The organism is Syntrophotalea sp. (assembly GCF_050253115.1).
Taxonomy (GTDB): domain Bacteria; phylum Desulfobacterota; class Desulfuromonadia; order Desulfuromonadales; family Syntrophotaleaceae; genus Syntrophotalea; species Syntrophotalea acetylenica.
Window position 1 is genome coordinate 1 of the sequence record NZ_JBFWJQ010000085.1, and the last position, 10,891, is coordinate 10,891.

The following is a 10,891-nucleotide window of genomic DNA, read 5'->3' on the forward strand; positions in this document are numbered from 1 at the left end:
TATCTATCCGATGATCGTGGGTACGGCGTGCATTTCCCTGCTGGGCTTGGCCGTCGCTTTTCCCCTCAGCCTCGGTTGCTCCTTTCTGATTACAACCATTGCTCCGAAACCTTTCAGCCGGGTTTTTCGTCGACTCATCGAGTTGATGACGGGGATCCCAACGGTTATCTATGGTTTCGTGGGTATCTTTCTGCTTGTTCCATTTGTCCGGGAACTTTTTCAGGACGGATCAGGGATGTGCGTGCTTACCGCGGCCCTGGTGCTCGGCATCATGATCACACCCACCATGACTCTTTTCTTTTGTGACAGTTTCGCCAGAATTCCCCGATCCTATCTGGATGCCGCCGATGCGCTGGGCGCGAGTCCTGTGCAAAAACTGCTTTATGTTATTCTTCCCTCAGCGAGAAAGGGGCTGCTTAATGGCGTTATTCTGGCTTTGGGCCGGGCTGTGGGCGACACGCTCGTGGCACTGATGCTGGCTGGCAACTCGGTCCGGGTTCCCGAATCGGTTCTGGAACCGGCCCGAACCCTTACGGCACATATCGCTCTGGTGATCGCCGCGGATTACGAGAGCCCCGAGTTCCGGTCGATTTTTTCCTGCGGGGTTGTTCTCTATCTGTTCACCTTGGTGGTAACGTTTCTGGCTCGATATCTCAGTTTTGCGGAGAACAAAAAAGCTTGAAACCCCGGACTCTCGAAATTTTTTCCATTGTTTTTGCGTGGATAGCCGGCCTGATCCTGGTGTCTGCCGTTTTGGTGCTACTCGGATACTTGTTTATCAAAGGATACACCTCCCTCAATCTGTCTTTGATTTTCGGCGATACCCCTCCGTTGCGGGCGCTGTTATTCAGGGCCCGGGTTTTTGACGGGCTCTTTCCGGCCATTGCCGGCACACTTGTTCTTGTCATTCTGTCCATTGTACTGGCCATCCCGATAGGTATCTCCACGGGCATCTACCTTGCGGAGTATGCCGGTTCACGGATAAAAAGAGCACTGGATGCTTTTTTTGATGTTCTGTCCGGTATCCCTTCCATCGTCATCGGACTTTTCGGTTTTTCCTTTGCCGTATTTCTGCACAAACAGTATTCCAACCGGATCGGTCCGTGCCTGCTCATATCGAGCATTGCACTGTCGTTGCTCGTTTTGCCCTATATTATCCGTACGACCCAGGCGGCTCTCGAGGGTATTCCCTCGAATATTCGCATGACGGCCCTCGCCTTGGGGGCCACGCGGTTGCAGAATGTTTTTCTGGTACTGATCCCCCGGTCCCTCTCCGGCATCATGAGCGGAATCATTCTTGCCATTGGCCGTTGTGCCGAAGATACGGCGGTTATTATGCTGACCGGGGCTGTTGCCTCTGCCGGGGTGCCGCGTTCTGTTTTTGCCCAATTCGAAGCGCTGCCCTTTTATATCTATTACATTTCATCCCAGTATTCCGATCCCGAGGAACTGATGCGGGGGTATGGGGCATCCATTATCCTCCTGCTTTTGTGTGCCCTCCTTTTCGCAGTAGCCTATGGTATCAGGAAGGGATTGTCGCACTTCGTATTTTACCGGCCATGAGCCAGAGCCAAACCATGACTGAAGCGATCAAAATCCGCGTCGAAAATCTATTTTTTTCCTACCGGAACCGGCTGATACTGAAAGATGTCAACGTGAATTTTGCCGAGAATGCGATTACGGCTCTTACCGGGCCTTCCGGTGTCGGCAAATCCACATTTCTAATGACTCTCAATCGTCTGTGGGAAAACGTGTCGGATGCGGATATGAGCGGGGCGGTGGAGATTAAGCTGCAAGGCAGATTTCGTGACGTCTATGCTCCCGCCATGCCGGTGACGGAGTTGAGGAAAATGGTGGCCATGGTTTTCCAGGCCCCCAATCCTCTGCCCATGAGCATTCACAAAAATATCGCCTTTCCTCTGAAACTGGCCGGCGAAAGAAACCGGAAGCTGATCGAGCACAAGGTGGAACACGCATTGCGGATGGCGAATTTGTGGGACGAGGTCAAGGATCGGCTGAATGATGATGCTCGCAGCCTTTCAGGGGGACAACAGCAGCGACTGTGCATTGCGCGTGCGCTGACCCTGGAACCGGAAGTGTTACTCCTGGACGAGCCTACCTCATCCCTGGATCAGGCGTCGATGGCAGCGATTGAAGAGCTTCTTGTGGGGCTGAAGGATCGCCTGACCATTCTGCTGGTTTCCCATTATCTGGAGCAGGTAAGCCGTATTTCCGATCATATCGTCACGTTTGATGACAGTACCGTTGTTTCGTGAATAAGCAGAACTTTTCCGCAATTGCCCGAAATACCGGATACAAGTCCAGCCGGGCCTGGCTTTGTCATATCTTTCAAGCAAAGGGGTGTTTCATGCTGTCCCTCCATATTCCCGACAAAGAAAGCCTCACAATTGAACATGTCATTCTCGATTTCAACGGCACGCTTGCTGTCGATGGCAAGCTGATTCCCGGGGTCGCCTCACGACTCGAAGAGTTGAGTCCATTGGTTTCCCTGCATGTCATTACCGCCGATACCAACGCGAGTGCCCGCTCGGAACTGGCGAAGATTTCCTGTACGTTGAAAATTATCGGTAAAAACCGGCAGGATCAGGCCAAACTGGAATATGCCGAGAATCTGGGTCTGAAAAGTGTACTGGCGATTGGAAATGGGAGGAATGATGGCATGTTGCTGCAACATGCGGCCTTGGGAGTCTGTGTTGTTCAGAAAGAAGGAGCCGCTATCGCTGCGATGCAAGCTGCGGATATTGTCTGTAACGATATCAACGATGCTCTGGACCTGCTGCTACAGCCACATCGGTTAACGGCAACGCTGAGGAACTGACCGGCCTGTTGGGAGAATCTCTGTGGCGATCTGGGACCGGGACCGCTTCCGTTTTCATCTCCCGCTTGGGGGTTCACAAAGGGCGGTAGACATATATCGGGTAATAATCGTACCAGTATTTTCCCCGGCAATGCCGTCGCTCAAAGGTGAAACCGGCCTTATGCAACAATGCTTCCCAGGCATTTCTCGTAGGGATGGTGTTCAACCCGCCAAACAGTTAGCGCCGGATTATCTGATATTCGGATAATGAAAGCATGCCGGATTCATGATCCCTGTCGACCGCCGAAAACACTTTCGCGTTATCCAGGACAAAGCCGGCTCTGTCGTAGGCAATATCAACATATCCCTGCAGGCGCATGCTCAAACCAAACCCGGCTTCGTCTATCAGGTGCCGGCGGAACTTTTCGAGGAGATCCCGACGGTGCTCCGGTTTGTCCAAAACCGCTTCGGGCATCAGACAATGTCGCGTAACAAAACAGCCTTTGCGGGACAAAGCCGCTCTTATCGCGCAAAGCAGATTTGAATACTTGTCAACTGGAACGATATTGCCAAAAACACCATCCCCGAGAATGAAATCCGGAGCTTCCGGTAAAATGCTCTCCAGGGCGCTCCAATCGCCGTGCACCACCTGCTCCTTGTGCCGCAGCGCCGGCGCCAGCCAATCCTTGTAGGTGGCAATGGCCGCCTCGCTATGATCGATGGATATCAATTGACTGCAGTGTTGTGCCGCCATATTCCGCAACTCGGGCGTCATCCCCAGAACCACGCCGATCGAGCTGTTTTCGGGCAGACAGCCGGCATACACGCCGACCTCGCAGGGGTCGGGAGAACCTGCGGCGTAGCGTTTTTTGTCTGTCTGGCTCATGATTCTGGAATAGACGACATCGGAATTCCATTCAATATTTGCCATACGTGACCTCACAGATATTTTTCAATGCCGTGCGACAAGGGGCGGATAACCCTGTCGGCCCATTCAAGACCAGACTGCCGGCTCAGTGTCGCGGTTTTATTGGCATCGTAAAGAACGACCCTGCCCTCCGAGACGGCATAATCCAACCGGCCAAAATCGATTTTCAGCTTTTTTCGCAAAACCCTGAGCGCCTCGGGAGCCGGTTCATCCAACAACTCCCTGCTGCAGATATTACTCCCCTTGATAACCGGTTTTTCCGAGGTAACCACCATGTTTACTTCCTGATCGCCAAAAAGGAAACAGGCCCGCATGCGATACAGACCATTACCGTCGTACTCGGGCAGGAACTTTTCCACCACCAGATGCCTGTTGCGCCACACCCCTGCCGGAACGTCTGATTTGTCGCGAAAAACAGGATAACTTTCCGGACTTATCGCCCGGATAGCGTGCCAATTCAACGTTTCCAAATTGGATGTTTCATTCAGCACCCTGCGGCTATCCCCTTTGGAACTTTTAGCGATATCAGGCATGCCGCCAAAATTGCCATTGGTCTTGACGATAACGGGTCCAGCATAATGATCCTCAATCTTCAACAGGTGCTGGCTTACTATCGCTTTGGAATTATCAGGGAAGTTTCCGTTTAGAACCACCGGGTATTTTTTGGATATCAAGCGATAAACAAGCGGCACTCTGGTGAGATCAACATGCAGAAGAGCGACATCGGCATCAGGAAAGGGCCACTTCGTGCTTATCACCACCCGGTGGCCCCGGTCCTGCCACAAGGGTATCAAATAGCTGATCAGATAGGAGGAGTTGAAGACCGATTTCGGCTTGTCCGTAACAATGGCAATGGTCTTTTTATGCATTTTCAGTCACCCGATATCCCAAACCATTATTTACTGCGCCATACCGAAACGGGGCACTCCCTGACAGGGAAAGTGTTCCGTGACTCCCGGTATGTTTTTTTCCAACCCCGGCTACGGGGACCTCAAAACTCTCTCGGAAATTGTATACTATCAGGGAGCAGAAGGCTATGTACCCTTGCGACCTGGCCGGGTCACATAACCTTACAAACCAGAAAAGAGAATAGCAAAGTCTCCAACGGCGGCAATATACCCCCGGACCTTTTGGACTGAGCCAGAAGGGCAACCATCAAAGCAAAGGATCGGACACATGCAGATCACCGACATCCTCGCCAAAATGGGCGGACTCCAATCTATCGCGCGAGAACTGGACATCGACGAAACCCAGGCTGCAAGCGGTGCCGAAGCTCTCATCCCGGCTATCCTCGGCGGGTTCAAGAAGCAGGCACAATCGCAGCCCACGGGTCTTGAAGGCCTCGGCGGCCTGCTCGGCCAACTAGGCGGTGGCGGCCTTTTCGACCAGGTGCTGGCAGCGCAGCCGACGGACGTAAGCCGCGGCAACAACATCCTTGGAACAATCTTCGGGTCCAAAGACGTCAGCCGTGCTGTCGCACAGAACGCAGCATCACAATCGGGCCTCGACCAGACACTGCTGAAAAAGATGCTGCCGATGCTGGCGATGCTGGTTACGGGCTACATGGCGAAGCAGGGTAGTACCGCCACCACAGCATCACAGCGCTCCCCGAAAGGGCTCGCCAGCCTGCTGAAGGGCCTGCTTGGCGGTCGCGGCGCCACAACGTCAAACTTTGCCGCAATGCTCGACCTGAACGGCGACGGCAATCCGCTGGACGACATCATCCGGATGGCCGGAAAGACAATGCGCCAGCCGTAGTCCCGGGCACAAGGCTCCGTAGTCACTCCCCGCCCCCAGGAGAACGGGTCCATGGGCGGGGATTCCGGGATTCCCCTCCAGGGCTTTGCAGTGACCTGCAAAGTTGCTGATGAGAATTGGCGTGTTATAGTAAAAGAACAATTTTTTTCACATCATCGGAAGATAGCCACGGTGCGGGGGCCGGTCGCTGCTGTATAAGCAAGGGACCATAGGTCCCTTGCAGGGTTGTCGATTTTCCGGAGTTGGAAGAAGACGCGGTTTTGAATGCAAACAAACCAGCCATACAAGGAGGAGCCAATGCCGAAGCTGCTGGAAATCTACAAATGCGATGCCTGTGGGAATATTGTTGAAGTCGTGCATGAAGGAGCTGGCGAATTGATCTGTTGCGGTGCGGCCATGAAGCTGATGGTTGAGAATACTGTCGATGCGGCCAAGGAAAAACATGTACCTGTCATCGAAAAAACCATGTCAGGGTTCAAGGTCAAAGTCGGCAGCATGGCGCATCCGATGGAGGAAAAACACTACATCGAGTGGGTCGAACTGGTTGTCGACGGCAAGGTTTGTCGCCAGCGCCTGCAACCCGGTGAAGAGCCGGTAGTCAAGTTCCGCATCAGCGGCACCCCGGGCAAGGCAAAAGCCCTTGTTTGCGAAGCCGGTGAAAATCCCGACGCGGAGTTCTGTACACCGGACAGTGAGGTTGTTGCCCGTGCCTACTGCAATATTCATGGCCTCTGGACGGCAACCTTCTGATCGATTTGCGAGGCCAGGGTGAAACCCAAGGCCCATGGATCGCATCCAAACAGGTTTTTCAAGGGTAAAAGCCAAATGGATACCGGGCTGTTCCCTGCAAAATGGGCAGCCCGGTTTTTTAGACGAACGTCCCGGCTCTGTCCTTGCCCCGGGGAATCTCCCGCATTTCGCCTGGCGAAGTTTTCACTAGCGGCTACCGCATCAGGAAAGCAGCATCTCGACAACCCACTTTGCCACCAGGCCGCTGACCCGGGCGCACCGGTTCCCGCGCTCATTGGCGAACATCAGGTACTCGCTGGCGTTCCAGAAGTTCCAGGTGCGTCCGCTGAATCGCTGTTGCAGATACTCGCACGAGATGCCGCCAAACTCGGACTCGAAGCGATAGACAAGTTCACGTCCCGCATGGAAATTTTCCAGACCCGGGCCGGAGCTGAATGCATCGGGATCCCGTCCATACCTCGCGCCCAGGGCAAGGATTCCGCCTGTCAGAGCGCCGCATAAACCGGTACCGACAAGAGCGCCGCCGCCTGACAAGCCATGACTGGCCTTGATCAGCACATCTGTCACCTCGTCCCCGATCACCGTTTTTACGGCACTCAAAACACATTGGGGGCAACAGCCATATTTTGAATCCAGCTCATATGCGATCTCATAGGCCTGCTCCGCAAGTTCGCAGCATTTTTCTTCATTCATGGCACATCCTTCCTTTCACAAAAATGCCTGTATCAGGCAAGAATTCCGGGAACATCCATGATAGGTAAATTCAAGGAAAAATGGAGATTTTCAAATATCGGTTCGATGACCGGCCGCGTCAATCCGCAGACTTGTGTGTGACCCGGGCCGCCCCCGGCCTCGCCTTTCGGACAACCGCAGACTGTCCGCTTCCCTATCCTGCGCGTGACGCGGCGAACCGATGTGCGCCTACGCGCAATCCCCTGATTGCCTGGCCACAACGAAAAATAGATCGTTCCCCACATGAAAACGACGCGGTATTCATCCAAAGTTTCCGGATGGATACTAAATTGATTCAACAGCAAGACTCGATGCGAATGCTTTGGCAACAAGCGGCATAACGGCCAAAGATGGCAGTCCAAGCTCACTGACTACTTTCTGGCATAACTCCATGATATTTTGCTGTGGCGAATTATTGCTGTTGTTGAGAACGGCAGCGTGGATGCGGTTGAGATATAAAATACTCTCATCCATTCTCTTGCGTATGTTTTCTTGACCTTGCATTGGAGACTCCCAGGATGAGAACAAATATTCCAGATTGTCTATTTTTTGCAATGCTCTGATGGAGGCAATGGAATTTGCAATGTTCTCGTAGATTGGCAAGTCACCAGGGAAAATCAAGGCATCGCCTGAGAATAAAGACTTTTCCTCTTCAATCCGCAGTGAAACAGAACCTCTTGAATGGCCGGGGGTGTGAGCTATGGTGCAAAACAGGCTATTTTCCAATTCTAATATTTCGCCATCAGAAATAAATCTGTCAATTTCTACAGAACCTTCCACAAGACTTTGAAATCCGGGGACCGGCCTGTCTTTAAATTGTTGTTCGGTATCTTCAATCCAATCCTGTTCGATTTTATGGGCAAAAACCGTACAACCAGTCAGCTTTTTTATACTTTTGGCTGCACCAATGTGATCGGGGTGGGAATGGGTAAGAATTAAAGAAGCAATGTCCTCCGGTTCTTTTCCGTGCTCTTTTATGTACGCCAGAATTGCCTTTGCGGCACCAGCCACACCGCTATCGATTAAATGTATTTTGTCGCCAAAAACAAGATAAACATACGCGAACCTATCGAGCGAAACTTTCTGAGAAACAGGCACCTTAAAAGGTATTTTTAGCGCATGTATACGTTCTGTAATCTGCATTTTTATATACCTCGCTATTTCAAAAACCAGAGCATTTTAGCTTAATATTGGCAAGACTCTGATAAATTTGAATCAACTTTCTGTTTGATTTTTCTACCATTTTTCAGTTTGTAAACAGCGACACCGTCAATTGGCTCTAAAACGACTTCATATTTTGCGTTCTCCTCCGGAACAAATACGGACGATGTATAAAAATGCTTGTAGCAGTCCCTCTCGCATGTTTGAAACTTTGTCCGGTAACTGTTAATCAAAGGCACACCCGCCTTGACCTTAAAGGTGGCCGTAGCATCGTCGCTTTTTTTCAGGTCAAGACGGCCCATGACAACCGGATTGCCTGAACATTCCACGGACTTGTAAAGATAAATTACCGTTGGAAATGTGCGGCGGCATTCGGTTGAGATCAACTTCCCGGTGAACTTATCCTTTTCTCCCCGGGGAACAATTGTCCCGGTTTCTTCTGAAATATAATGATTGACATCATGCCTGATATAGGTGACAGAAGCCACGCTTCCGTTCGGGTCAACCGAGTAAAGGGGTTTTGCACAACCTGGCAACAAAGCTACAAGCATAAACAACATGATGATTTTTCCCATAATCAACATTCCCTTTGCGAAATGGCGTAATTTTTATCAGATAAATTCCCCGGCAGATTCTTTTCAAAAAAACCTGGACCGTCAAATGTTCATCACATAACGATTTTCTCACCGGCACAATGAAACGGGCCCGCCTCGTGGAAACCTGAACGGAAAACGCCCCTGTGTCACCAGTCCGGTTGACCTGGTGGCTGGCCGTCATTTATCGGCGAATGAGAGTTCGGCCGCCATGCCAGCAAAGGTTGCTGCGAAACTGCGGCGAAGCCAGATCTGGACTCGTGGCGAATCGATGACCGCTTTCCGGAACGCATGCGCAAGAAAGCCATAGACAACAAATACGACAAACGTCATGGCCATAAAAACGGCGCTAAGCAGGATAAGCTGGAAGACTGGCGCAGCAGCCCCTGGTTGAACAAACTGCGGAAGAAAAGCCAGGAAGAAGATGGTTAGCTTCGGGTTGAGAATATTTATCAGGAACGCCTTCAAAACAAGATCCGTGGCCTTGCCTGCAGAAGAGCCTGCTTCAACGGCAAGAGCCGACTGGTCCCGCCAGGTGGCAAGGGCAATGTAGCACAGGTATGCAACACCAGCGTACTTCAGGGTTTGAAAAGCGAGGGCGCTGGTGTGCATGAGAGCCGCCAGTCCCAGCACTGTCGCCAGGAGATGGGGCAAAATTCCCAAAGTGCAACCCAGTGCCGCAAACACGCTGGCCCTTCGGCCATGGCTGAGACCGGTAGATATGGTGAAAACGACTCCCGTACCGGGTATGAGGACCACGACAAATGAAGTGATGAGAAATTCAAGGTTCAACATTCAAAGAGCCTCCTGCCTACGGTCAATAGGGGGCACGGTAGCTGGGGGCAAACCAGGCCAACCTGTTGAAATTAAAAATGAATCAAGCTGGCTTTATCAATCATTCAAATAAAAGGTTATTGTTGTAACAACACGAACATCTTTTTCAATTTTTGCGGAATCGCCATATTGTTCTCCGGCATCGACGACAATGAAATTTCCTTGTCGTGCACTTCGGATTCCACCAACAGTCACATTGGCATTCTTAGCAAACTCGTTGGCAGCGATGCGTGCGTTTTTGGTAGCTTCGCTAAGCATATCCGGTTTTATTTCATTCAACTTGGTGAAATGATATAAAGGTGGTCTGTTTTCAATATCAAGACCTTTAGCAATCAGTTTATTTACGTTACTTCGAACTTTACTGACGAGTTCGACTTTATTTGATTCAACACTAATGGTCCCTGTTAATCTATGTGCTTCATCAACCAATTTCTGGTTTTCATCTCGATATTCAAAAAACTCGTAACTCAGAACTCCTAGCTGAATTTCATCTTCGGTAAAACCATTCTCTTTAAGTAAATCTTTAATGGTCTCCTTGTGCTTTTCGGCTTGTTCGTATAATCTCGGTATCTGTTCTTTATTATTGCCGGACACTTTATAAGCGATTGTCCAATTAACCCGATCTGCTGTAACCCTCCTTTCAGCTAAACCTTTAACCTCTGCTGTGTTGAGGGCAACTTTGGAATTGTACAAAGTTTGTCCTATAAAGTAGCCGGAGACAGCTAAGCCAATAGCTACAAACAGCCCCAGAAAAAACAAGCCAACCTGATTTTCTTTAATCATGGTTTTCTCCCAACAATTAGCGTTAGAGGGGGAGTGAGTTCAGAAACACAACTGCAAAAACATGTCCTTTATTCGTAATTACAAGGATTTATACATTTACTCCGGCACCCACCCAGAGTCAGCCGTCTGGTCGAGCGGATGGTTCGTCGCGCGTTTTGTTTGAAAGATTTTCACTAACTCTTATCCATCCGGAATCTCCGGATGGATACATCGTGGTTTTCATATGGGAAACGAGCAATTTTTCGTTGTGGCAAGGAAATCAAGGGGCTGCGCGGAGGCGTACATCGGTACGCCGCACAAGCAAGCCTGCGGATTGACGCCGCCATGGCGGAAAAGGGCCGTTTCCGGATGAAAACTAACTCAGATGGAGATTCAAAAATGTAGTCAGAATTTGCCGCTTCGATCTCACGCCGGGTTCCATAACCATAGGTAACGAGTGCCGTCATTATGCCGTTGCTTTTTCCTCCAATCACATCATGTACCCGGTCGCCCACAATGAGTGTCAAGCTGGGAGCAAGATTCCATGTCCTGATA

At 50.8% G+C, this 10,891-nt stretch carries 14 protein-coding genes; 6 read left to right on the forward strand and 8 right to left on the reverse strand.

Going from position 1 to position 10,891, the window contains the following annotated elements; genetic code table 11:
* The 4 genes from AB7E65_RS09355 to AB7E65_RS09370 all read left to right on the forward strand — a co-directional run.
* A partial coding sequence (locus AB7E65_RS09355) for a PstC family ABC transporter permease (protein WP_428745751.1) occupies positions 1–682 on the forward strand: 682 nt, incomplete at its 5' end.
* Entirely contained in the window at positions 679–1,563 is an 885-nt protein-coding gene (gene pstA / locus AB7E65_RS09360) for a phosphate ABC transporter permease PstA (protein ID WP_428745752.1), read from the forward strand. The genes AB7E65_RS09355 and pstA, both read left to right, overlap by 4 nt.
* 14 nt (positions 1,564–1,577) lie before the next feature.
* Positions 1,578–2,276 carry a phosphate ABC transporter ATP-binding protein gene (locus AB7E65_RS09365; RefSeq protein ID WP_072288012.1) on the forward strand — a complete coding sequence of 233 codons (699 nt, stop codon included), beginning with the start codon at positions 1,578–1,580 and terminating at the stop codon, positions 2,274–2,276.
* Positions 2,273–2,839 carry an HAD family hydrolase gene (locus AB7E65_RS09370; protein ID WP_428745753.1) on the forward strand — a complete coding sequence of 189 codons (567 nt, stop codon included), beginning with the start codon at positions 2,273–2,275 and terminating at the stop codon, positions 2,837–2,839. Before AB7E65_RS09365 ends, AB7E65_RS09370 begins: the two co-directional genes overlap by 4 nt.
* 217 nt (positions 2,840–3,056) lie before the next feature.
* On the opposite strand, the gene AB7E65_RS09375 is transcribed toward AB7E65_RS09370, so the two are convergent.
* A complete protein-coding gene (locus AB7E65_RS09375) occupies positions 3,057–3,749 on the reverse strand; it encodes a class I SAM-dependent methyltransferase (RefSeq protein WP_428745754.1) in 693 nt (230 codons plus the stop codon).
* A gap of 8 nt (positions 3,750–3,757) precedes the next feature.
* A complete protein-coding gene (locus tag AB7E65_RS09380) occupies positions 3,758–4,615 on the reverse strand; it encodes a hypothetical protein (protein ID WP_072286174.1) in 858 nt (285 codons plus the stop codon).
* A gap of 307 nt (positions 4,616–4,922) precedes the next feature.
* Between AB7E65_RS09380 and AB7E65_RS09385 the strand changes: the two genes are divergently transcribed.
* Positions 4,923–5,504 (forward strand): DUF937 domain-containing protein, encoded by a 582-nt coding sequence (locus tag AB7E65_RS09385; protein WP_072286175.1) that lies wholly within the window; start codon positions 4,923–4,925, stop codon positions 5,502–5,504.
* Positions 5,505–5,801: 297 nt separating this feature from the next.
* On the forward strand, positions 5,802–6,254 hold the full coding sequence (locus AB7E65_RS09390) for a desulfoferrodoxin (RefSeq protein ID WP_072286176.1): 453 nt from the start codon (positions 5,802–5,804) through the stop codon (positions 6,252–6,254).
* Positions 6,255–6,455: 201 nt separating this feature from the next.
* Here the strand turns inward: AB7E65_RS09390 and AB7E65_RS09395 are convergent, their stop codons facing one another.
* The 6 genes from AB7E65_RS09395 to AB7E65_RS09420 form a co-directional block, all read right to left on the reverse strand.
* The gene (locus AB7E65_RS09395) at positions 6,456–6,947 is read right to left on the reverse strand and encodes a C-GCAxxG-C-C family protein (protein WP_320361214.1); all 492 of its coding nucleotides are present in this window, start codon (positions 6,945–6,947) and stop codon (positions 6,456–6,458) included.
* Between the two features lie 324 nt (positions 6,948–7,271).
* Positions 7,272–8,129, reverse strand: a complete 858-nt coding sequence (locus AB7E65_RS09400) for an MBL fold metallo-hydrolase (protein ID WP_428745755.1) — start codon at positions 8,127–8,129, stop codon at positions 7,272–7,274.
* Positions 8,130–8,170: 41 nt separating this feature from the next.
* On the reverse strand, positions 8,171–8,722 hold the full coding sequence (locus tag AB7E65_RS09405) for a hypothetical protein (protein ID WP_072286179.1): 552 nt from the start codon (positions 8,720–8,722) through the stop codon (positions 8,171–8,173).
* A 198-nt stretch (positions 8,723–8,920) separates the two neighbouring features.
* Entirely contained in the window at positions 8,921–9,535 is a 615-nt protein-coding gene (locus AB7E65_RS09410) for a LysE family translocator (protein ID WP_072286180.1), read from the reverse strand.
* Positions 9,536–9,631: 96 nt separating this feature from the next.
* Complete coding sequence (locus AB7E65_RS09415; protein WP_428745756.1) at positions 9,632–10,357, reverse strand: SIMPL domain-containing protein; 726 nt, start codon at positions 10,355–10,357, stop codon at positions 9,632–9,634.
* A 173-nt stretch (positions 10,358–10,530) separates the two neighbouring features.
* The coding region (locus AB7E65_RS09420) for an HAD family hydrolase (RefSeq protein ID WP_428745757.1) at positions 10,531–10,891 on the reverse strand (361 nt) is incomplete at its 5' end.